The following is a 22349-nucleotide window of genomic DNA, read 5'->3' on the forward strand; positions in this document are numbered from 1 at the left end:
TGTTCAGATGCAAGCTATTAACATCCGCGCTGTTGTCATGCCGAAATGGTCTCGGCTGTGTTCGCTGATACTGCTCGCCGTCGCTGGCAGCAGCCAGGCTGCGCAACCGTATTGTCTGGATGAAATTTGTCTCGGTGCCACTATTGACCAGTTGCAGGTCAAGTGGAAAGACTTGCCGCCGACCACTCAGGAAACGCTTGATTTTGAGTCGATGCTACAAGACAAGAAAATCAAGGATGTTTACTTCGAAAGCAACGAATTGATGATCGCCAGCGAGGCCACCTTGCGGCAATTGTTTCCCTATGTGATTCGGCGGCAGGTGTTTGACAACCATGTCCTGAGCAAGCTGCGGGAAGTCAAAGCCTACTGTTCGTCGACCACGCTGACTGGTGAAGTACTGCATGAAGGCAAGGACAAGTTGTTTGTCACCGTGCGCGCGGTGCCGGACAATGGCGGCGTTGGCAAGCTGCGCGTAGTCGGTATCGAAAAACAGTTTGATATCATGGCGTCGTCGCTGCGGCCGCAAGACAAGCCGCGTGACAAGGCCATGCGCGCCGAAATGAAAGCGCGCTATCCGGATCTGGTCGAAGTGCGTGATCTGGATTCGACCCGGGTGTCGTCGGTTGATATCAGCATGGCTGGTGCCCAGATGGGCTATCGTTTCCATTCCGAGGTGTCGATTCCGCTGACCCTGCGGCTGCGCGATACCGCCGATATCACCACGCTGGAAGAATCCGACCAAGCCAGCCCGCTGTGCAAGAAGAGCGCGGAACCAAAATAATCGCGGCGCGCTTGACGCGTCAGCTTGAGGACGACTGATGGATCTGCGCGGCAAAACCATCTGGCTGACCGGCGCCTCATCCGGTATTGGTGAAGCTCTGGCGATTGCCTTGGCTGCCGCTGGCGCCAAACTGCTGCTGTCGGCGCGTTCGCTCGACAAACTGGAAGCGGTGCGACAGCGCTGTGCCTCGCCTCATCTGCACCGGGTGGCGGCACTTGATCTGTCCGATGCCAGCGCCGTTCCGGCCCGGGCTGTTGCCATTCTGGCCGAACACGGGCCAATCGATGTGCTGATCAACAATGCCGGTATCGGCCAGCGCGCCAGTGTGCTCGACACGGCATTGCCGGTGGACCGGCAAATCATGGAAGTGAATTATTTTGCGGCCGTTGCGCTGACCCGGGCCGTGTTGCCGGGTTTGCTGAACCGGCCGGAGGCCATGGTGGTGTCGGTTGCCAGCGTCATGGGCAAATTCGCCACGCCGCGGCGCTCGGCGTATTGCGCCTCCAAACATGCGCTGGTCGCGTTCATGGATTCGCTACGGGCCGAACTGTCCGATAGCCCGCTCAACGTGTTGACCGTTTGCCCCGGCTACATTCATACGCCGTTCTCGATTTCTGCACTCAAAGGTGATGGCAGCGCTCAGGGCCAGATGGATGCCGGCCAATTGCAGGGTATGGCGCCGGAAAAATGCGCCGCTGGCATCGTCCGGGCCATGCAGCGCAATAAGGCCGAATTGTGGATTGGCGGCAAGGAAATTTTTGGTGTTTACTTGAAGCAAATCTGCCCGCCTTTGCTGCGTCATCTGGTCAGCCGGGTTCGGGTGACCTGAAGCGGATGTCGCCGGCGCCGTTGTCGACCTGCTGCAACCTGATATGGAGTTCTCGTGCACAGCCTGATTGCCAGTCGTTTTCCCCGTGACAAGCTGCAGCCGGTGCTGCTCGGCTTGCCATTCTTCCGCGAGCTCGCCGAGCAGGCGCCGGCCGAGCTTGAGCGGTTGCTGCCGCATACCCGTTTGCTGCTTGCCGATCCGGGTGAGCTCATCATGCGCAAGGGCGAGTTTGATTCCTGGTGCTATTTCCTGCTGAAAGGCCAGCTGGCGGTGCAGGCCGGTGAAGACGACAGCAGCGGCAAAACGGTGGGCTACATCCAGCCCGGTGACATGTTTGGGGCGCTGGCGATCATGCGTGACAGCGATCGCAGTGCCAGCATCGTCGTTCGTGGCCGCAGTGCCGATAAAAGCGATCTGGAAAAAGATCGCGCCATTTTGTTTGGGCTCGATTTTTCCCCGTTTGGTGAACTCGATGATTTCAGCCAGATTTCGCTGGCGACTAAGCTGCGGTTTTTTCAGCTGGTGGTGGAGCGGACCGAGGCGCGACTGCAAGCCTATGAGCGGGAAATGCCGGGCACCGATCTCGGTGTTCGCCTGGCCAGTTTGCCGAGTTTCCATGGCGCTCAGGAAAGTCTCGAACGTCTGCAATACCTGCATCAACGCGCCGATGCGCTGGCGGAACTGTTGACCGAATGGAATCTGACCCTGGAAAGTCTGGATGACTACCATCCGGTGCGTGAGTTGCCACGGGCTGATGTCTTGGCCGATCTCGAACGGCTCTATTTCGGTTGAGCCGTATTCCCGCCATGCGCCGGCAGTGTGTGTCGCTTCGGCGAGGACAACGAGCCCTGTTGTGGCTGATCGGTTTGGGCTGGCTTGTTTGGTCAAGCGTCGTCAGTGCCGAAGCGGCTCAGTTGAATGCCGCGCCGTTATCAACTGATGCCGAGCAAGCTCGGCTGCGTCAGCGTGGTGAATACCTGAGTCATGTTGCTGGTTGTCATGCCTGTCATACCGATCATCGTCAGTCGTCTCGCTTGCACGGTGGTCCTGTTCCGTCAGTTCCTGATCCACAAACGGCCGAGCTCGCTGGTGGCGCGCCAATTCAGACTCCGTTTGGCATTTTTTATCCGCCCAATATCACACCCGATCCAGACACCGGCATTGGCGGCTGGAGCGATGCTGAATTCGCCAAGGCTTTGCAACACGGTATGGCGCCGGACGGTCATCGCTATTACCCGGTTTTTCCCTATACCAGTTATGCGCGCTTGCGTGCCGATGATGTGCTGGCGCTGAAACGCTATCTCGATCAGGTCACGCCGGTGTCGCGAGTCAATACTGCTCATGAATTGAAAGGCTTTGCCTGTCTGCCAGCCCTGCTCGGTGTCTGGCAATGGCTCAATGTCAAACCGGCGTGGACCGCGCTGCCGGCAACGGCGTCCGCAACCGAGCGCGATGGCGCGTATCTGGTTGAGGCGGTTGCGCATTGCGGTGAATGTCACAGCCCGCGCGACGGTATCGGTGGCCTGCAACTGGCGCATTGGCTGCGCGGTGCCCGGCTGGCCAGCGGCCATCAAGCCAGCAATCTGACGCCACATCCCGACGGCATTGCCGCCTGGAGTGCTGACGAACTGGCCGAATATCTGCAGACCGGTCATACCGACATGGGTGCCAAAGCCCATCATGAAATGCGCGAGTTTGTCGATTACGCCGGGCGTTATCTGACCGAGCCGGATCGGGCTGCGATCGCGGCGTATTTGTTGGCGCTACCCGCGCGACCCGAGCGCAAGCCCTGCCCGCAAACCGGACCGCGTTTGCGCCGTTGCCTGCAATAGCAAATGACCGTCGGCTGATGCCTGCTCGTTGCGCGCCAGTTGCCGCGCGAGCCATTGACTAGTCGGATGAGCCAATCCGCTGCCGTCACATTTTGAAACACCTGCTCTGGTAATCCTTCGCTTGGCCCTGCCGGTCCGCATTGCTACCATCGCTCGCTTGTCGACCCCCGCCCCAAGGCTAAGCAAGGGGTCTTATGCGTTGTGTGAAGCCAGCGCGGATCGGCAATAAGTTAGTTACGGCTCGCAAGCTTGCTATCAAGAGGTGCTTCCTCAGCAGGTTCTTCATGAGCAGCTTCTTCTCGAACAAGGATTTTATGAACAAGATCATCACGGCGCTGCTGGCCGCTGCGCTGCTCAAGACGACTGCCGTGCTGGCCGCCGAGGTCGAGCGACGCGAGCAGGGCCAGCTGGTGCTGGAAAATATTCCAGCCATTCCCGCCGAGATTCGTGACCGACTGAGCCAATACAGCAATGCCCGCAGTGCCGCGCTGGCCGACTGGCTGCCCGACGGCAAAGGCCTGCTGATACGCACGCGTTTTGCTGACACCATGCAATTGCATCAGGTCAGTCAGCCGCTTGGCATGCGCAAACAACTGACGTTTTTCAACGAGCCGATCGCCGGTGGTCAATATCAGCCGGGTCCTGGCAGCCGTGGCTTCATTTACAGCCGCGACAACGGTGGTGATGAAAATTATCAGCTGTATTTTTTTGACAGCGCGACGGGAAAGAGTGCGTTGCTGAGCGATGGCAGTTCACGCAACCAATCCGTCTGCTGGGCGCCGAGCGGGCAGTTTTTCATTTATTCCAGCACCCGGCGCAACGGCACTGATTTTGATTTGTACTTGCACGACATGGCAACCGGCACCGAGCGCGCCTTGTATAACAGCGCCGGTTCGTTCAGCACGCTCGACATCTCCCGTGATGAAAAAACCGCACTGCTGATGCAATATGTGTCGGCGACCGAGTCACGCTTGTTCAGCCTCGATATCGAAACCGGGCAGGCCACCTCCCTGAATATCGGCACCGGCCGGGTTTCCTATGGCGAAGCACTGTTCAGCAAGGATGGCAAAGGCATCTATCTGACGCTGGATGCCGGTGGTGAATTTCAGCAACTCGGCTATTACGATCTGGCGCGCGGTCGCCTGCATAACCTGACCCCGGATCTGCGATGGGATGTTGGCAGCATTGCGCTGTCAGATGACGGCAATCTGTTGGCTTACAGCGTCAATGAAGACGGTCTGGACAAGCTGTACATTCTGGATGTCAACGCGCGCAAGCAAATGAAGGCGCCAGTCTTGCCACCGGCGGTCCTGACCGGCTTTGCCTTCAGCCCTGACAGTCAGCGGCTGGCGCTGAGTTTCAGTGCTGCCGATGCACCCTCTGACGCTTATGTGTTCGATCTGAAATCCGGCACGTTGAATCGCTGGACCGAAAGCGAAGTCGGTGGCCTCGATCGCAGCCAATTCCTGTTGCCTGAGTTGGTGCATTTTCCGACTTTTGATCAAGTCAACGGCAAGCCGCGGCAGATTCCGGCATTTGTCTACAAGCCACAGCATGGTCAAGACAAGTTGCCGGTTGTGATCAGCATTCATGGCGGCCCCGAATCACAGTATCGGCCGTCGTTTTCCGAGTTTGCCCAGTACCTGAGCAGTGAAGTTGGCGTGGCGTTTATCGCGCCGAATGTGCGCGGCTCCAGTGGCTACGGCAAGAGTTATCTGGAACTCGACAACGGTTACAAACGTGAAGATTCGGTTCGCGATATTGGCGCGTTACTGGACTGGATTGCGACTCAGCCGGATTTGGACAAGGATCGGGTGCTGGTAATGGGCGGTTCATACGGTGGCTACATGACGCTGGCTTCGCTGACCCATTACAACGCCCGACTGAAAGCCGGTATCGACATTGTCGGCATCAGCCATTTTGTCACTTTCCTGAATAACACCAAGGGCTATCGCGCCGATTTGCGCCGGGTTGAGTACGGCGACGAGCGTGATCCGGCCATGCGTGAACATCTGGAGACGATTTCGCCGTTGAACAACGCGGCCCGGATTACTGTGCCGCTGTTTGTCGCGCAGGGGCTCAATGATCCGCGGGTGCCGGCGTCGGAAGCGGAGCAGATTGTCAGTAAGGTACGCGCCAACCAGGGCGAGGTCTGGTATTTGCTGGCCAAGGATGAAGGCCATGGCTTCAACAAGAAAGGCAATCGCGAGTTCTATCAAGCGGCTGCCGTCACTTTCATCCGTAAGCATCTGCTGGGACCGTGATCATGATGGCGAAAATTATTCCTCTTATCGGTTTGTCTGTGCTGACTGCGCTCGGTAGTGCCGCAGTCGTGGCCGCTCCCGAGCTGACCCTGGAACAGATCATGGCGCATCCGGATTGGCTCGGTACCGCACCGGAGCAGCCATTCTTCAGCGCGGATGGCAAGCAGGTGTACTACCAGCGCAAAGCGGTAGGCAGTGAATTGCGCGATCTGTATCGCATCAGCGTCAGTGGTGGCGATGCCAGCAAACTGGACGCTCAGGCGACCGTTAGCGCAGAAACCGACGAGCGGATTTTCAGTGCGGATCGGCGCAGCGTGGCCTGGCTGCGCGACGGCAATCTGTTTGTCAGTCAGGACGGCAAGCGCCGGCAACTGCTGCGCACCGGCGAAGCCGGCGAATTGCTGACCTTTGTTGGCAACGACCAGCTGGCGTTGCGCGATGATGGCAAGTTGCTGCTGCTGGATTTGCGCAGCGGTGCCCAGAGCCTGCTGGCGACCCTGAAAACCGAAGACGACCCGGCGGCGGAACAGGATGAGGACGATTACCTCAGTGCCGAGCAATCGCGCCTGTTTGACATCATCAAGAAGCGTGAGCAGCGCAAAGCCGAGCGCGAAGCGCGGCAAAAAGCGCTGGCTGCACAGGCTGGCAGCGTGCCGGCGCCGATTTACCTCGGCAAGAATCGGGAATTGAAAACGGTTAGCCTGGCGCCCAATGGCCGTTATCTGATCGTTGGCACGATTGCGCCGAAGCGCGATGGTCGGGCTGATAAGATGCCGCATTACGTCAGTGCTGATGGTTACGTCAAAATTGAAGATGTGCGAAGCAAGGTGGGTACGGATCAGCCGGATGATGAAACGCTGTATCTGATCGAACTGGCGACGGCGAAAGTCAGCAAACTGGGTTACGACAAACTGCCCGGCATCAACGACGATCCGTTGCTGGCGTTGAAGGCGGAGGTCGCCAAACGGGCTGGCAAGGAAGCGCCGAAGGCGGCCGCGCCGCGCGCGGTGTATGTGCAAGATGACTGGTCCAATGGTGCCAAAGGGGTGCAGTGGAGCCGGACCGGCAAGCGCGTCGCGATCGATCTGTTCAGCTACGACAACAAGGACCGCTGGCTGGTGGAAGTGGATCTGGCCGAGGCTGAGCTCAACACCGTGCATCGGCTCACCGACAACGCCTGGGTCAATGACAGCGAGTTCAACGAATTTGGCTGGTTGGCCGATGAGCAGTCGCTGTGGTACCTGTCGGAAGAAAGTGGCTACAGCCAGCTGTATGTGCACCATGATGGCAGCAGCAAGGCGCTGACCAGCGGCAAGTTTGAAGTGAACCGGGTGCAGCCAACCGCCACTGGCGACTGGTTTTATTATCGCGCCAACAAAAAGCATCCCGGCCTGCACGAAGTTTATCGGGTCAGCCGTGACGGCGGCCGCGATGAGGCAATAACGGATCTCGGCGGCGGCATCGAGTTTCAATTGGCACCCAGTGATGATCGGTTGCTGCTGGTGCATTCCAAAACCACCCAGCCGCCGGAACTGTTCGTGCAAGCGGCGGCACCCGGCGCCAAGGCCAAACAGCTGACCCATACCGTTACGCCAGCGTTTTCGGCAATCGACTGGGTCAAACCGGAAATTGTCGCGGTGCCATCCAAGCACGGTGCAGCGCCGATTTACTCGCGGCTGTATCGCGATGAAACGACCAAGAGCGGCGCCCGCAAACCGGCTGTCATGTTTGTCCACGGCGCCGGCTATTTGCAGAATGCGCATTACGGCTGGTCAACCTATTTCCGCGAATACATGTTCCATAACCTGTTGCTGAAACAAGGTTATGTGGTCATCGACATGGATTACCGCGCTTCCGAAGGTTATGGCCGTGATTGGCGTACCGCGATCTATCAGCGCATGGGCACGCCGGAGCTGGAAGACTATCTCGACGGCGTCGATTGGCTGGTCGACAACGCCAACGTCGATCGCAATCGGATTGGTATTTATGGCGGCTCTTACGGCGGCTTCATGACCTTCATGGCGCTGTTCAAGACGCCCGAGGTGTTTGCGGCCGGTGCGGCGCTGCGGCCGGTGGCGGATTGGGCGCATTACAACCATGGCTACACCGCCAACATCCTGAACACCCCGCAAGTCGATCCGGACGCTTACGCGCGCAGCTCGCCAATCGAGTTTGCCGCCGCGCTGAAACGGCCCTTGCTGATTTGCACCGGCATGCTGGATGACAACGTGTTCTTTCAGGACAGCGTGCGGTTGGTGCAGCGCTTGATCGAATTGAAGAACCCGAATTTCGATCTGGCGGTGTATCCAATCGAGCCGCACGGCTTCCGCGAACCGGAAAGCTGGCTGGACGAATACCGGCGCATTTACCGCCTGATGGAACGCGAAGTCAAAAATCGCGGGCACTGAGTCCGGCGTTTTTTGAATGAGACACGGTTGAGCAGGACGTCAGTGTCCAAGGCGTAATGGAAGCAAACGTTGGAGGCCGGTCTAGGGTCGGCCTCCCGCATCCGGCCCCGAGTGGGACCGGCGGACTGCTCTACAAACTGATACCAAAGCATGACGATTTAGCACTGGAGCCGGCCCAGTCGCCGGCCCAGACTGCACGTGGCGCGCCACTTGTGCGTGCCCGGGCTCAACGGACGACCCGTTTTGCGTCATAATCCTTTCTTCGCAGGCAACTCCCGTGCTTTTGAACGACATGCCGGAAAATCCCCATCTGTTGTTGGTCGATGACGACATCAAGCTGACCGAGCTGGTCGCGGCGTTTCTGCGCGACAACGGTTATCTGGTTCAGGTCGAGCATCGTGGTGACACCGCCATCGACCGCATTCTCAAGGAACAGCCCCGGCTGGTGGTGCTGGACATCATGCTGCCGGGCGCCGATGGTCTGGCGGTCTGCCGGGCCGTGCGGCCGAAATACGGCGGTCCCATCATCATGCTGACCGCACTCAATGACGACATCGACGAAGTGGCCGGTTTGGAACTCGGTGCCGACGACTACCTCGGCAAGCCAATCAAGCCCCGGCTGCTGCTGGCCCATATCCGGGCCCTGCTGCGCCGGTTTGATGAAGGCGAGGCCGAGGCGGGTGGCAAGCCGGTGGCCAATCGCCGGTTGACGGTCGGTGACATCGTGCTCGACCAGGGCCAGCGGCAAGCGTCGCGCCAAGGTGTCGTGCTGGATCTGACCACGGCGGAATTCGATTTGTTGTGGCTGCTCGGTCAGCATGCCGGCGAAGTCCTGAGCCGGGAAGAAATTCACCAGCGCATTTTCCGGGTCGAATACGACGGTGTTGACCGGACCATCGACTTGCGCATTTCCCGCATCCGCAAGAAGATAGGCGACGACCCGCGCTCGCCCCAGATCATCAAGACGGTGCGCGGTAGCGGTTATTTGTTCGCGGCACGCTGAGCGTGATGGTCGGCCGGGCCGGCAACACCGGCCCGCTCTCACGGTTTACAGCGAGCTCGGGGTAACGGGCGCGCGCCAGCCTGACGGCGCGCAGCCGCTTTGAAGATGCCAGCCCGCGAACGCCTTGCCTTTGGATGAGAGCACATGACCCGTACCTTTTTGCGCTGGATCGGCTTGCTGGCAGTGGCCAACGCGCTGGCCTACTTCGCTTTCGGCTGGATCAATATCTACCTGATTGAAAACTACCAGCTGCGCCGGGTTCGTGAAGAGGCGCACGCCATCGTCACCTCGGAGTTGCCGCGTTTCGACATCCTGCCCGAAGCGCAATGGGAAGAAGCCGCCCGGACCCTGCATCAACGTTGGAAAGTGCCGGCCCGGCTGAGCAACGTTCAGATGCTGCCGCCCACCGCCTGGCAAAACCTCGGCGTTTTCGATAACCGCATCGGCTACGACTACAACTTTCCCGGCGGTGCGTTCGCCTACCTCGTGCTGAAAGACAACAACACCGTGCTGGAAGTCGGCCCGCTGCCCGGGTTGATGGTGTTGACCGGCATGGACAATTTCTTTGCCATGTTCCTGTGGGCTGGTTTCAACGGTGTGGTCTTGCTGTCGCTGCTGTATCAGCAACACCGCCGCAGCGTCGCTATCGAACGCGCCACCACGGCGTTTCTCGCTGACGGCACCGCCCGTCATATTCCCGATGATGCGTCCGACAGTTACGGCCCGGCGGTGCGTTCGGTCAATGCCATGGCCAGCCGCGCCGAGCAATTGATCCGGCAACGCCAGCAAATGATTTCCGAGCAGCGCGAGTTGCTGCATGCGGTGGCGCATGAATGCCGGGCGCCACTGGCGCGGGTCAGTTTTGCCCTGGAAATGCTTGAGCACTCGGAAAGTCCGGGTCAGCGCAAACAGTTGTCGCGCGACATGGAAAGCGCGATTGGTGAAATTGATGGCTTGGTCCGCGAGCTGCTGACCTATGCCCGGTTGCAGCATGGTGCCCAGCGGCTGGAGCTGGCCGAAACCGACCTGACCGGCGCCATCGAGGATGTGCTGACCAAGACCAAGACGCTGTATCCAACCATTGCTTTCCGCAGCGTGCCGGCGCCCGATGCCCCAGCCAAATCGCTGGTCGACAATCGGCTGTTCAATCGCGCGCTGACCAATCTGGTCCGCAACGCCGCCTGCTTTGCCCAGCGTAGCGTCGAGGTGTCACTGAGTCGCCGTGGTGACCAGTTCTGCCTGATTGTCGATGACGATGGCCCGGGCGTGCCGCCCGAGCAGCGCGACCGTATCTTCGAACCGTTTGCCCGGCTCGATCCCAGCCGGTCCCGGGATTCTGGTGGTGCGGGTCTGGGGCTGGCCATTGTCCGCGGTATCAGCGAGCGCCATGGCGGCGAAATCAGCGTTGACGACAGCCCTTTGGGCGGCGCCCGCTTCACCCTGAGCTGGCCGCTGCGGCAGGCGGCATAAGTTTTCCTGGATAAGTCTCCGTATTTCATTAACTTGGCGAACGACGGTACGACTCCTACACTAGCTGGGTGGACTCATTGTGGCAGGAGGGAACGGCTTGAAAGCCCGCTGCAAGCCGTGCCTAAAGCGTTACGCCTGGATTGCCCTGCTGTTTGGGGTCGGCGTCGGCTCGCCTGCATCGGCCGCCGACCTGACCGCCGATGCCGAAACCCTGCGCGGCGTGTTCCTGCGCCAGTTCACCCAATATGTCGAATGGCCGACCGGTCACCGGGTGCTGGCACCGGATTTTCCGTTTGAACTGTGCGTGGTCGAAAACAGCAAGTTCGCCGAGTTTCTGGGCACGCTGTACAGCAAACAAACCATCAAGGGCAAAGCCGTACGCGTGCATGCGCTGACGGCCGACAGCGCCCTGGCCCAATGCGATCTGCTGTTCCTCGCCGACATGCCGCCGCTGACCCGGGATGCGCTGCTCAAGCGCGCCGCCAGTCAGCCTCTGCTGATCGTCAGCGCCAGTCCCGGCTATGCCGAAGCCGGCACCCACATCAATCTGTATGAAGAGCAAGAGCGGCTTCGCTTCGAGGTCAACCTCGACGCCGCGCAGCGGGCCGGTCTGACGGTGTCGTCGCGGCTGCTGCAGATTGCCCGCATTGTTCGCAGCAAAGGGGGCAACTGATGCGCGCCCTGAGCTTGCGAGCCAAATTGATCAGCATCATTGTGTTGGTGTCGACCCTGGCCATCGGTCTTGGTCTGGTTGCGCTCGGGTTCTATCAGCAGCGCGCCGCCCGCAACGCGATGCTCGAGAACGTTTCCGGTCAGGCTCGCCTGATGGCCTTGTACAGTGAAGTACCGCTGAATTTTTCTGATCGTAGCGGCTTGCTGGATGTGCTGAACAAAGGCCAGCTGCCGAGTCTGTTGCAGGCCGCGGTCTACACCAGCACTGGCGAATTGTTTGCGACCATTCAGCGCGACAGTCGTGGCAGCTTGCCGGCGAGTCTGACCATGCCCGTCGATACCGGCATGAAAATGAGCGCGCAGCAATTGGAGCTGATGCAGCCGATCGGCAGCGATCCGAAAAATCCGCTCGGCTATCTTGCCATGCAGGTCTCGCTGAGCGAACTCAATGCCGCCATTCGCGATGGCATCCTGTTGCTGCTGCTGATCGGCGCGGCGTTGATTGGCGTGTCCTTCCTGCTGGCTGTGCGGCTGCAGCGCTATGTCTCCGGCCCCATCCTCAATCTGGCCCGGCTGACGACGCAAGTGTCGGCACGCAACGATTTCAGTTTGCGGGCGCCGGTGCAAGGTGAAGACGAAATTGGCCGCTTGGCGCGCGGCTTCAATCACATGCTGGATGTGATCGGCGAGCGTGAGCAGGCGCGTGACCGCGCCGAGGGCGCGCTACGCGACAGCAAGGAAACGTTGGAGCAGGCGGTTCAGGAATTGCACCATCTGGCCAATTACGATGCCTTGACCGAGCTGCCGAATCGTTCGCTGTGCATGGACCGCATTGCCAATGCGCTGATGCGCGCCAGCCGTGAACATGACCGCGTCGCCATCATTTTTCTCGATTTGGATCACTTCAAGGAAGTCAATGATTCGCTCGGTCATGCCATCGGCGATGATCTGCTGAAATCGGCCGCCAGTCGCCTGCAGGATTGTTTGCGCCGCGGCGATACCCTGGCCCGGCTCGGTGGTGATGAGTTCGTGCTGGTACTGGAAGAGTTGCACGATGATCTGAATGTCATCACGGTGCTGAACAAAATCATCTCCAGTTTTTCCGAAGCGTTTCATATTGGCGGCTATGTGGTCAGCACCACGGTGTCGATGGGCGTGGCGATTTATCCCAGCGATGGACGCGACGTTCACACCCTGATGCGCAACGCCGACACCGCGATGTACAAGGCCAAGGAACTGGGCCGCAACACCTATCAATTCTATCAACCGGACATGAACGCGCTGTCGCTGCGCCGGCTCAGTCTGGCGACCGAGTTGCGGGAAGCACTGCAATACAATCAGCTGGAGCTTTATTACCAGCCGCAGCTGGATACCCGCAGCAAACGCATTGTCGGTGTCGAAGCCTTGCTGCGCTGGAAGCATCCGGTGATGGGGTCGATCTCGCCGGCTGAATTCATTCCCATCGCCGAAAGCACCGGTTTGATTGTGCCGATCGGACAATGGGTGATCGAGCGGGCCGCCCGGCAGCTGGCGGACTGGCGCAAGCAGGGCATTGGTCCGTTGCGGGTGGCGGTCAATATTTCGGCGGTGCAATTCCGGCAAGTGGATTTGGCCGAGCAGATTGCCCGCACCGTGTCGGCGCACAATATTCCGCCGGAATCGATTGAACTGGAGCTGACCGAATCGCTGCTGATGCGTGATGTCGAGAGCGCCACCAATCAGTTGAAGAAACTGAAGGCGCTGGGCTTCAAGTTGGTGATCGACGACTTTGGCACCGGCTATTCATCGCTGAGCTATTTGCGCCGCTTCCCGCTTGACGGTTTGAAGATCGACCGCAGTTTCATTGATGAAGTGAACCGCAATCCGGATGACACCGCCATTACCTTGGCGATTCTGTCGATGGCGCGCAGCCTGCGCCTGATGGTCATTGCCGAAGGCGTGGAAACCCGCGAGCAATATGAGTTTCTGTTGAACCACGATTGCGAAGAAGTGCAGGGCTATCTGTTCAGCCCGCCCGTGCCGGAGCCGGTACTGACGCCGCTGCTGAAACAGGCCACGCCCAATTTCCCGCGCTTGCAAGTGGTCAACAACAGCGGTGGTGGTCAGTAAGCGTGCGGTTGAAGAATAACGGCGGAGAAACCCGGGCCTGAAATAAAAGTGCGCTCGGATATAAAGAATCCGCAAATATAAGAGACCGGAAATAAGATCAGACTTAAAATAAAAAGGGACTGCCAGGCAGTCCCTTTTTATTTGTCGTTTTATCTACTGCCTGTTGCAACCGCCCAGAACAGGCGGCAGTGCAACTCAGTCGATCCGGCAGGCTTCGGCAAAATCCAGTCGCGGATTGCGCGGGAATACCCCGCTTGGATCACCGTAACCGATATTGCAGAGGAAGTTGGCGCGCCAGCTGCTGCCGTCAAAAAACGCTGCGTTCACTTTATCGGCATTGAAGCCACCCATCGGGCCGCAATCGAGGCCGAGCGCGCGCGCCGCCAGAATGAAATAGCCGCCTTGCATGCTGCTGCCACGGAACGCATTTTCATAAATCGATTTTTCTTTGCCGGCATACCAGTTGCGGGCATCGAGATTGTTCGGAAACAGTTTCGGCAGCTGGTCGTAAAACGCGTTGTCCCAGGCCAAGATGGCCGTAACCGGCGCCGCCATGGTCTTGTCGACGTTGCCCGGTGACAGACAAGGCCGCAGTTTTTCTTTGCCGGCGGCCGATTTGACGAACACGATGCGCAGCGGACAGCTGTTGGCGGCGGTCGGGCCCCATTTGAGCAAATCATAAAGTTGATGCAGCGTGGCGTCGGTGACCGGCTGATCGCGCCAGGCGTTGTGGGTGCGGGCTTCGGTGAACAGTTTTTGCAGGGCGGTGTCGGACAGGGCCGGCATGATCAACCTCGGATGTGCGGAAAACGGGCCGCCGAAGGGTTCGACGGCAGGTGGTAGCGGCGGGCTGCAAGCGGAGTCTTGTCCTGCAGCCGGCGCAGTATACGGAAGCTGTCGGCGACTCGCTTAGTTGACCGGTGCCAGTGTTGTCGTTGGCGTCGTGTCGAACGGATATCAGCGGCCGGCCGATCAATGCATGGTCGGTTGCAGCGAATCGACCAGCAGCTGGGCGTAGTTGGCGGCTTCAATGCCGCGATCGGTCAAATATCCACCATCGGCCTGACTGATCAGGCCCTTGCTGTACAGACGCTCGGCCGCCAGCCGCAGCATCGGTTCCGCATCGGTGTGCAATTTCAGGCCGGCAAGCCGGGAGTGGCGGGGGAACTGCAGCAACAGGCGGATTTCCGCCAGCATGTCTTCTACCGAACCAGCTCCGATCATGGTGAGCACTGTCCACAACGAATGGTGAGGGCCAGTCTGACACCGTTACCAGCAGGCTGGCAACGGTGCCGATTTCGGCATCGATTCGGAAAACGGACGACGCACAGGGGCAATGCAAAGGCTCTAACGCAAAGACCGTCAGGCAAAGAACGTCAGGCAAAGATCGTCAAGCTAGGACGGCAGGTTGTGCGATGAAGCGCAGATGCGCAACGCGCATTGAAGCAACCGCCCGGCTCAGCGCCAGACGGCCTTGTTGCGGGCGATGATTTCGTCTTGCTGGAATTGCTGCTGCCGGCGCTCGAATTGATCGCGCGACATCACCTCGGTGAATACATCCAGCAACAGTGGCTGGGCATCTTTTTCACCGTACTTGGCAACGATATAGGTGCGGATTTCCTGCATCCAGTCCGGCCAATGGAAGCGGATACGACCGCCGACATCGTCGAACTCGAGCGGGTTACTGAACATTTGCGCATGACCGCCGAGGCGTTCACTGGTACGCATCACCACCTGCCAGACAAAATCCTTGTCCTGTTCGGTGAGCTGGAGTGGCATCCACTATCTCCTGTCCTGGTCAGGACGGTCTCCCTGGGAGGGGAATCTCCCAAATACGGGGTGCTTGACGTTGGTCACAACGGTCAGCCCCGCCAGCCGGCCAGGTTCGGGACCTGTCAGGCGCAAGCGGTTTTAACCAGACTGCAACATCTACGCCATGCTACGACGGCCATCCCGGCCGCGAGGTGAACCTGACCACAGTTCCGCTGACTGGCGTCCCGGAAAGCCAACATGGCGCGGGTCGCACTTACCGCTGATACCCGGCCGGCCCTGTGATCCCGGCCATTTTAACGGGTCCGCCGGATCCAACTGGCCCGCCATGGCCGATTCCCGGATAATACGGCGCCGTTGTTGGTTGTGAGCCTTTCGCCATGGTCGTGGTCGCCGCACTGTATAAATTTGTGACACTGTCCGAGCCGTCGGACACTGAGGGCCAGTCGCTGGTCCGCTGGCAGGACAGCCTCTATACGGTCTGCCAAAGCCACGGCATTCGCGGCACTTTGCTGCTGGCGCGCGAGGGCATCAATGGCACGGTGTCCGGTTCCCGGGCCGGCATTGACGGTCTGCTCGGCTGGCTGCGCAGCCATACCGAATTTGCCGGGCTGGAGCACAAGGAATCGCTGGCCGAAAAGAATCCGTTCTTCCGGCTCAAGATCAAACTCAAGCAGGAAATCGTCACGCTCGGCGTGCCGGGAGTCGATCCGAATCAGCAAGTTGGCACCTACGTTGAGCCACAGGACTGGAATGCGCTGATCGCGCAGGACGATGTGCTGGTGGTCGATACCCGCAATGATTACGAATACGCCATCGGCACGTTCGAGCGCGCGCTCGACCCGAACACCCGCAGCTTCCGCGAGTTTCCGGAATGGGTGAAACAAAATCTGGATCCGGCCAAGCACAAACGGGTAGCGATGTTCTGCACCGGCGGCATCCGCTGCGAGAAGGCCAGCAGCTACATGCTGGCGCAGGGCTTTGAGTCAGTGTTCCACCTGAAAGGCGGCATTCTCAATTACATTGAAAAAGTGCCGGCTGAACAGAGTCTGTGGCGCGGCGACTGCTTCGTGTTTGATAACCGCGTTGCAGTCAATCATGCCTTGGCGCCGGGCGATTACGCATTCTGCCCGAGCTGTCGCGGGCCGGTATCGGCGGCCGATCGGCAGTCGGATAAATTCGAAGCCGATTTCTGTTGTCCGCGCTGCCACGATCGGCTGACCCCGGAGCAGAAAGTTCGCTTCAACGAACGGCGCAAGCAGCTGCAACTGGCGCGTCAGCGCGGCCAGCAACATTTGGGCGCACCGGAAGGCGAGCACTGAAACGCTTGCCAACTGTACACAATAAAAAACGGCGCCTGCAGGCGCCGTTTTTTATTCGTCGAGACAATAGATCTCGTCAGTTGGCCAGCGCCAATTTGCTGTGCCGAATGCCATACCAGAAGTAGCTCGCCAGCGCGATTGCCATCCAGATGAAAAACACATGGTAGGTGGCCGCTGACAAATCCTTGATGATGTAAAGGCAGGCGAGAATGCTCAGGCCGGGAACGACATAAGGGCCAAACGGAACCCGGAAACCTTCGCCTGCGGCCGAGCCTTCACGTCGACGCAGCACCGGCACGGCCGCTGACACCACCATGAACGCGACCAGCGTACCCATGCTGACCATGTCCCACAAAAATCCGGAATCAACCGTGCCGGCGACCACGCCGACGGCGGTGCAGACAATGATGGTGTTGATGTTTGGCGTCCGGGTTTTGCTGTTGACCTTTTGAAACGCCGGTGACACCAGACCGTCTTTACTGATGGCAAACAGAATCCGGGTCTGGCCGTAAATCGTGACCAACGTGACGCTGAAAACTGAGATCACGGCGCCGGCGGACAGGATAAGTGCTGGCCATTCCTTGCCGGTGACGTTTTGCATGATGACGGCGAGCCCGGCTTCCTGACCGGCAAACATGCTGGCCGGCTGGGCGCCGACGGCTGCTACGGCAACCATGAGATAAAACACCGTCACCACCAGCAATGCCGCCATCAAACCGAACGGGATCATCCGCTTGGGATCTTTGACTTCCGCGCCGGCCGTCGCCAGCGTATCGAGTCCGATAAATGAAAAGAACACCGTCCCAGCCGCCGCACTGACGCCCGCCATGCCGGCATAACCCAGGCTGTTGTCGGTATTGAAAAACGGCGTGAAATGCGTGGCGTCAAAACCGCTGAAGGCGACCGCGACAAAAAGCGCCAGAATGCTCAGCTTGATGATGACCATGACCGCATTTGCGGTCGCGGATTCCTTGGCGCCGCGCACCAGCAGCAAACCGCACAAAGCCACGAGCAGCACCGGTGGCAAATTGAACTGAGTGAAATGCCATTCGGTACCGCTGGCGCCGGCGACGATGCTCGGTGTGCGCAGAAAGTCGGGAATGCTCCAGCCAAAGGCATGGGTCAGAAAGTGATTCAGATAATCAGACCAGCCGATTGCGGTTGCGCTGGCGGCGAGGCCGTATTCGAGCAACAAACAAAAGGCAACGATAAACGCCGGAAACTCGCCGACCGTCGCATAGGCGTAGGAATAGGACGAACCGGATGCCGGAATGCGCGAGGACAGTTCGGCATAGCAGAGCGCAGTCAAACCGGCCGTGATCGCGGCAATCAGAAACGACAAGATGACCGCCGGACCGGCTTTCGGCACGGCTTCGACCATGGTGAAGAAAATGCCGGTGCCGATGGTCGAACCCACCCCGATCATGGTCAGCGCGAACAGACCAATCGATCGCTTTAATTCCGTGTCACCCGTTCCGTCTGCGGCATCAGTGCCATGAATGGCTTTGGTGCGCCAAAGTCGCATCATTATCAATTCGTCCTGTTGCGGTGTGTCGTTATCGTTGTTCGGCGCCAGCATGCTGGCGCGGCTACCCTGATCAGCAAGTGCTGGGGGCTTCGACGCCGCGCGGCCTGGTGGCCGGCGGTGAAAGTGGGGGGGAAACTACCACAGCCTCACCTGGGTCACAAACCGGAGCAGGGCGCTGGACCTAGACTGGCGGTCGCCGGGCCTCCTTTGTAGCCTTGTCCTGGACGAGGGCGGACATCGTTCGACTCGACAGCTCGGCGATACGGCAGTTCGACAAAACGACAAAACGGTAACTCGACAACTCGGCAAGAACAGGAGGTTGGCCATGCGCGGCATCTGGATGCTTGCATTGGGCGTGAGCTTGGCGGGGTGCGGTCTGGGTTCCGGTGGCGGCGATGATGAGCCATCGACCGCGCCGCCCAGCAGCGGTCTGGCCAGTCGGCCTGCCAATCCGGGCTGCATCGCGCCCGACACCGTCGGCTCGACCGACATCCGCTGGACCGCCGCGTTTCCGCAATTGCCGTCGCTGTCCGGCCTGGTCGGGCTGCATCAGGCGCCGGGCGATAGCAGCGTGTTTTATGCAGTACGCACATCCGGTCTGGTGCAACGCTTTGCCAATCAGGCCAATGCCAGCGCGCTGACCACGGTACTGAATCTGTCCGCTCGCGTGCTCGACAGCGGCGAATCCGGCTTGCTCGGATTTGCTTTTCATCCGCAATACGCCAGCAACGGCCAGGTTTATGTCTATTACACCGGGGGTTCGCCGCTGACTTCGTATCTGTCGCGGATCGTTCGGCGCGGCGATGGCAGCCTGAATGCCGCCGATGAAGAAATCCTGCTGCAATTGCGCCAACCGTATTCCAATCACAACGGTGGCCAGCTGGCGTTTGGCCCGGATGGTTTTCTGTATCTCGCGCTGGGTGATGGTGGCAGCGGCGGCGACCCGGATGGTAACGGCCAGAACACCAATGTCCTGCTTGGCAAAATCCTGCGCATCGATATCAGCCATGCCGATGCCGATCGCGGCTTGCCGTACGCAATTCCCACCGACAATCCGTTTGCCGGCGGTGGCGGCAAGCCGGAAATTTATGCCTGGGGATTGCGCAATCCCTGGCGGTTTTCTTTTGACCGGGTCAGCGGCGACTTGTGGGCCGCTGACGTCGGGCAAAACGAATACGAAGAGATCAACAAAATCGAGCGCGGTGGCAATTACGGCTGGAACACCATGGAAGGCCTGCATTGCTATGGTGGAGGCAGTTGCAATCAAACCGGCCTGAAACTGCCGGTGTTCGAATACAACCACAGCGAGGGCTGTTCGGTTACCGGTGGCTATGTCTATCGCGGCAGTGCGCTGCCGGCCTTGCAGGGCCGCTATTTGTTTACCGACTACTGCAGCGCCAAGGTCTGGTTGCTGCAGCCCGAGCCAAACAACAGTTACACCGCCCAGATGCTGACCGCCTTGAGTGGCAATCCGTCTTCAATTGCCGAAGACAATGCTGGCGAACTGTATGCGCTGTCGTTGTCCGGCAGTGCCGGTGAAAACATCTACCAACTGACGCCGGGTACCAGCACGCCCGGCAGCGTCGCCGAGCACTTGTCAGCAACCGGTTGTGTCAGTGCCAGCGCGCCGGCGCAAGCGGTCGACGCGGCTGTGCCCTATGCGATCAACAGTCCGTTCTGGTCCGATGGCGCCGACAAGGAGCGTTACGCGGCGATTCCGGATGGCAGTCATATCAGCGTGCAAGCCGACGGTGACATGGTGTTTCCGGTCGGCTCGGTGTTGATGAAACATTTTCGTTTGGCCGGACAATTGATCGAAACCCGGTTGTTCATGCGCCATGCCGATGGCTGGCGTGGCTACAGCTACGAATGGCGCGCCGATCAATCCGATGCCGATCTGCTCAGCGGCAGCAAAGACAAACTGATCGGCGGCCAGAGCTGGCATTTCCCGTCCGGTAGCGAATGCCTGCAATGCCACACCGCGGCTGCCGGTTTTGTGCTTGGGCCGGAAGCCGGGCAATTGAATCGGTCGCTGCTGTATGCCCGCAGCGGCATCACCGCCAATCAGCTCGATACCTGGCAACACATTGGCTGGTTCAGCAGCACGCTGACCAGCACGGCGCGTGCGCTGCATTACGCTGATCCGAGCGATAGCACGGCCACGCTGACGGCGCGTGCGCGCAGTTATTTGCACAGCAACTGCAGTCATTGTCACCGGCCGGCCAGTGCGCCGGTGGCGATGGATCTGCGGCATTCAACATCGTTTGCGGCAACCAGCACTTGCAATGCGCTGCCGCAGACCGGCGATCTGGGGATTGCCGACGCCCGTCTGATCGCGCCGGGGGCGGTGGCCCGTTCGCTGCTGCACAATCGCCTCAGTCGGCGCGATGCCTATGCGATGCCGCCGCTGGCCTCGGCACTGGCCGATACCGCCGGCGCCAGCCTGATCGCCGACTGGATCAACAGCCTGACCGGCTGCAACTGAGCCCTCCCTGTTTGGCCGCGGAAATTTCGTCAACGCAATAGCCGCCTGCTTGCTGCCTCGCTACACTGGATACAAGCTTGCTGAACCGTGCGCCGTGTAATTTTTCACAGACCGGCCTTTCGATTTTCTGAATCACTTTTTTTACCCGCTGCTTCTCAAGCAGCTGGCTTTTTCGCACAGTTTTTTTGGATGCCTGCCATGTCAACGACACCACCGAGTGCTTCACCCTATCCGACCCAATCCATCGATGTGCAATACCTGCAGATGCGCAGCATTGAGGAATTGCAGGCCAAGCCCTGTCCGGATCCGGCGACGCTGCACATCATCGAAGCGCAGGAAGCCCTGCCGGAATTGAATCGTTTTCTGTACACCGCGGTCGGTGGCGACTGGTATTGGGTTGATCGGTTGCCGTGGACGTATGCGCAATGGCAACAAGCCATTGGTGGCAACAATCACCGCACGTTTGTCTGCTACAGCCGTGGCACGCCGGCCGGTTACTATGAGCTGCACAAGAACGATGACGGCAGCGTCGAGATCAGTTATTTCGGTTTGATTGGCCAGTTTCACGGCCGTGGCATCGGTGGCTGGTTGTTGTCGCAATGCCTGGCCGATGCCTGGGCCTGGGCCGCCAATCGGGTTTGGGTGCATACCTGCACGCTTGATCACCCGGCGGCACTTAACAATTATCTGGCGCGCGGATTGAAGCCCTACGATCGCGAAGTGGAAAAGCGTAATTTGCCGCCGCAGCCGCCGGGACCATGGCCCGGTGCCGAGCGTGCGCCGAGACGGTGATCGCACCATTGATGCCTGATACCCGCCGCGTTTGGCGCACGCCGCGCGCCGGCAATCTTGCCGATCTGCACTTGCAGGACGAGCCATTGCCGGAGCTGCCGCTTGGCCAGGTGCGCGTGGCCGTGCGCGCGGTCGGTCTGAATTTCGCCGACATTTTTGCCTTGACCGGTTTGTATTCCGCAACGCCGAGCGGGGCGTTCATTCCGGGTCTGGAATTTGCCGGCGTGGTTATCGCGAGCCATCTCGAACCGTCTGCCGAAGCCGCCTTCAAGCCCGGCGATCGGGTGATGGGCTGCATTCGCTTTGGCGCTTATGCCAGCGTTGTCGATGTCGCGCCAGCGCAATTGGCGCCGTTGCCGGACAATTGGGATTTTGGCCAGGGTGCCGCGTTTCTGGTGCAGACCTTTACGGCCTGGTATGCCTTGAATGATCTCGGCGCACTGGCGCCGGGTCGGCTGACGCTGATCCATTCTGCTGCCGGTGGTGTCGGTCTGCAGGCCATGCGCATTTGTGCAGCGCGTGGTGTGCCGGTCATCGGCACGGTCAGTGACGCCAACAAGAAAAAATTTTTGCAGCAGCAGGGTTTTGCCGAGGTGTTGATCCGCGCACCGGATTTTGCCAGCCAGTTGTGCGCCGCGCTGGCGGACCGGCCGCTGTATCTGGTGCTGGATGCCATCGGCGGTCCGGTGCAACAGGCATCGTTTGCGGCGCTGGCACCGACCGGTCGTTTGGTGGTGTTTGGTGCCGCCGACTATGCGCCCGGCAAACGCCGACCCAATTGGCTGAAAATCGCCTGGAAATACCTGACCCGGCCACGCTACGACGCACTCGCGATGATCAGCGACAACAAATCAGTGCTGGCATTCAATCTGATTTGGTTGTGGCAGCATCAGTCCTTGTTCCGGCAATTGCTGGCCGACGTGCAAGCACTGGCGCTGCCACCGCCGCATGTGGGGCATCGTTTCACTTTTGTTGACGCTGCGTCTGCGCTGGAGTGCTTGCGTTCCGGTCGTTCGGTCGGCAAGGTGGTGCTGGAATTGCCGGGTTAGTTTTTTTGAGTCAGCTTGCTGGTTTGCTGTGCCGG

Annotated in this window: 18 protein-coding genes; 14 read left to right on the plus strand and 4 right to left on the minus strand. The window is 59.5% G+C overall.

Going from position 1 to position 22349, the window contains the following annotated elements; translation table 11 throughout:
- Nucleotides 1-7: 7 nt before the first annotated feature.
- From HPT27_RS15870 to HPT27_RS15915, 10 genes are all read left to right on the plus strand, one after another.
- Nucleotides 8-781, plus strand: a complete 774-nt coding sequence (locus tag HPT27_RS15870; protein ID WP_172245601.1) for a hypothetical protein — start codon at nt 8-10, stop codon at nt 779-781.
- A gap of 37 nt (nt 782-818) precedes the next feature.
- Complete coding sequence (locus tag HPT27_RS15875; protein WP_172245603.1) at nt 819-1610, plus strand: SDR family oxidoreductase; 792 nt, start codon at nt 819-821, stop codon at nt 1608-1610.
- A 54-nt stretch (nt 1611-1664) separates the two neighbouring features.
- On the plus strand, nt 1665-2402 hold the full coding sequence (locus HPT27_RS15880) for a cyclic nucleotide-binding domain-containing protein (protein WP_172245605.1): 738 nt from the start codon (nt 1665-1667) through the stop codon (nt 2400-2402).
- A gap of 59 nt (nt 2403-2461) precedes the next feature.
- Nucleotides 2462-3442 (plus strand): cytochrome C, encoded by a 981-nt coding sequence (locus tag HPT27_RS15885; protein WP_172245607.1) that lies wholly within the window; start codon nt 2462-2464, stop codon nt 3440-3442.
- A gap of 284 nt (nt 3443-3726) precedes the next feature.
- Nucleotides 3727-5706 (plus strand): S9 family peptidase, encoded by a 1980-nt coding sequence (locus HPT27_RS15890; RefSeq protein WP_211198072.1) that lies wholly within the window; start codon nt 3727-3729, stop codon nt 5704-5706.
- Between the two features lie 2 nt (nt 5707-5708).
- Nucleotides 5709-8114, plus strand: coding sequence for a S9 family peptidase (locus tag HPT27_RS15895; protein ID WP_172245609.1), 2406 nt, complete (start codon nt 5709-5711; stop codon nt 8112-8114).
- A gap of 292 nt (nt 8115-8406) precedes the next feature.
- The gene (locus HPT27_RS15900; RefSeq protein WP_328820725.1) at nt 8407-9117 is read left to right on the plus strand and encodes a winged helix-turn-helix domain-containing protein; all 711 of its coding nucleotides are present in this window, start codon (nt 8407-8409) and stop codon (nt 9115-9117) included.
- 789 nt (nt 9118-9906) lie between these two features.
- Entirely contained in the window at nt 9907-10587 is a 681-nt protein-coding gene (locus tag HPT27_RS19725; protein ID WP_407951154.1) for an ATP-binding protein, read from the plus strand.
- Between the two features lie 97 nt (nt 10588-10684).
- Entirely contained in the window at nt 10685-11260 is a 576-nt protein-coding gene (locus HPT27_RS15910) for a YfiR family protein (RefSeq protein WP_172245613.1), read from the plus strand.
- Nucleotides 11260-13368 carry a putative bifunctional diguanylate cyclase/phosphodiesterase gene (locus tag HPT27_RS15915; RefSeq protein WP_172245615.1) on the plus strand — a complete coding sequence of 703 codons (2109 nt, stop codon included), beginning with the start codon at nt 11260-11262 and terminating at the stop codon, nt 13366-13368. Before HPT27_RS15910 ends, HPT27_RS15915 begins: the two co-directional genes overlap by 1 nt.
- A 195-nt stretch (nt 13369-13563) precedes the next feature.
- Here the strand turns inward: HPT27_RS15915 and HPT27_RS15920 are convergent, their stop codons facing one another.
- From HPT27_RS15920 to HPT27_RS15930, 3 genes are all read right to left on the minus strand, one after another.
- The gene (locus HPT27_RS15920; protein WP_172245617.1) at nt 13564-14154 is read right to left on the minus strand and encodes a malonic semialdehyde reductase; all 591 of its coding nucleotides are present in this window, start codon (nt 14152-14154) and stop codon (nt 13564-13566) included.
- A 186-nt stretch (nt 14155-14340) separates the two neighbouring features.
- Nucleotides 14341-14592 (minus strand): TIGR02647 family protein, encoded by a 252-nt coding sequence (locus HPT27_RS15925; protein WP_172245619.1) that lies wholly within the window; start codon nt 14590-14592, stop codon nt 14341-14343.
- A gap of 234 nt (nt 14593-14826) precedes the next feature.
- The gene (locus HPT27_RS15930; RefSeq protein ID WP_172245621.1) at nt 14827-15147 is read right to left on the minus strand and encodes a hypothetical protein; all 321 of its coding nucleotides are present in this window, start codon (nt 15145-15147) and stop codon (nt 14827-14829) included.
- Between the two features lie 371 nt (nt 15148-15518).
- On the opposite strand from HPT27_RS15930, the gene trhO reads away from it, so the two are divergent.
- The gene (gene trhO / locus HPT27_RS15935) at nt 15519-16460 is read left to right on the plus strand and encodes an oxygen-dependent tRNA uridine(34) hydroxylase TrhO (RefSeq protein WP_172245623.1); all 942 of its coding nucleotides are present in this window, start codon (nt 15519-15521) and stop codon (nt 16458-16460) included.
- A 76-nt stretch (nt 16461-16536) separates the two neighbouring features.
- On the opposite strand, the gene HPT27_RS15940 is transcribed toward trhO, so the two are convergent.
- Nucleotides 16537-17988, minus strand: coding sequence for an APC family permease (locus HPT27_RS15940; protein WP_172245625.1), 1452 nt, complete (start codon nt 17986-17988; stop codon nt 16537-16539).
- A gap of 325 nt (nt 17989-18313) precedes the next feature.
- Between HPT27_RS15940 and HPT27_RS15945 the strand changes: the two genes are divergently transcribed.
- From HPT27_RS15945 to HPT27_RS15955, 3 genes are all read left to right on the plus strand, one after another.
- The gene (locus HPT27_RS15945; protein WP_172245627.1) at nt 18314-20473 is read left to right on the plus strand and encodes a PQQ-dependent sugar dehydrogenase; all 2160 of its coding nucleotides are present in this window, start codon (nt 18314-18316) and stop codon (nt 20471-20473) included.
- Between the two features lie 198 nt (nt 20474-20671).
- Nucleotides 20672-21265, plus strand: a complete 594-nt coding sequence (locus tag HPT27_RS15950) for a GNAT family N-acetyltransferase (RefSeq protein WP_172245629.1) — start codon at nt 20672-20674, stop codon at nt 21263-21265.
- Nucleotides 21266-21276: 11 nt separating this feature from the next.
- Nucleotides 21277-22314: a zinc-binding dehydrogenase gene (locus tag HPT27_RS15955; protein WP_172245631.1), complete on the plus strand. Its 1038-nt coding sequence runs from the start codon at nt 21277-21279 to the stop codon at nt 22312-22314.
- The last annotated feature ends 35 nt before the right edge of the window (nt 22315-22349 follow it).

Origin of the sequence: Permianibacter fluminis (genome assembly GCF_013179735.1) — a bacterium.
GTDB classification, from domain to species: domain Bacteria; phylum Pseudomonadota; class Gammaproteobacteria; order Enterobacterales; family Permianibacteraceae; genus Permianibacter; species Permianibacter fluminis.

Coding starts and splice junctions, on each gene's coding strand:
- HPT27_RS15870 (WP_172245601.1), top strand. CDS start 8: ATGCAAGCTATTAACATCCGCGCTGTTGTCATGCCGAAATGGTCTCGG.
- HPT27_RS15875 (WP_172245603.1), top strand. CDS start 819: ATGGATCTGCGCGGCAAAACCATCTGGCTGACCGGCGCCTCATCCGGT.
- HPT27_RS15890 (WP_211198072.1), top strand. CDS start 3,727: ATGAGCAGCTTCTTCTCGAACAAGGATTTTATGAACAAGATCATCACG.
- HPT27_RS15895 (WP_172245609.1), top strand. CDS start 5,709: ATGATGGCGAAAATTATTCCTCTTATCGGTTTGTCTGTGCTGACTGCG.
- HPT27_RS15900 (WP_328820725.1), top strand. CDS start 8,407: ATGCCGGAAAATCCCCATCTGTTGTTGGTCGATGACGACATCAAGCTG.
- HPT27_RS19725 (WP_407951154.1), top strand. CDS start 9,907: ATGATTTCCGAGCAGCGCGAGTTGCTGCATGCGGTGGCGCATGAATGC.
- HPT27_RS15915 (WP_172245615.1), top strand. CDS start 11,260: ATGCGCGCCCTGAGCTTGCGAGCCAAATTGATCAGCATCATTGTGTTG.
- HPT27_RS15920 (WP_172245617.1), bottom strand. CDS start 14,154: ATGCCGGCCCTGTCCGACACCGCCCTGCAAAAACTGTTCACCGAAGCC.
- HPT27_RS15925 (WP_172245619.1), bottom strand. CDS start 14,592: ATGATCGGAGCTGGTTCGGTAGAAGACATGCTGGCGGAAATCCGCCTG.
- HPT27_RS15930 (WP_172245621.1), bottom strand. CDS start 15,147: ATGCCACTCCAGCTCACCGAACAGGACAAGGATTTTGTCTGGCAGGTG.
- trhO (WP_172245623.1), top strand. CDS start 15,519: ATGGTCGTGGTCGCCGCACTGTATAAATTTGTGACACTGTCCGAGCCG.
- HPT27_RS15940 (WP_172245625.1), bottom strand. CDS start 17,988: ATGATGCGACTTTGGCGCACCAAAGCCATTCATGGCACTGATGCCGCA.
- HPT27_RS15945 (WP_172245627.1), top strand. CDS start 18,314: ATGCGCGGCATCTGGATGCTTGCATTGGGCGTGAGCTTGGCGGGGTGC.
- HPT27_RS15950 (WP_172245629.1), top strand. CDS start 20,672: ATGTCAACGACACCACCGAGTGCTTCACCCTATCCGACCCAATCCATC.
- HPT27_RS15955 (WP_172245631.1), top strand. CDS start 21,277: ATGCCTGATACCCGCCGCGTTTGGCGCACGCCGCGCGCCGGCAATCTT.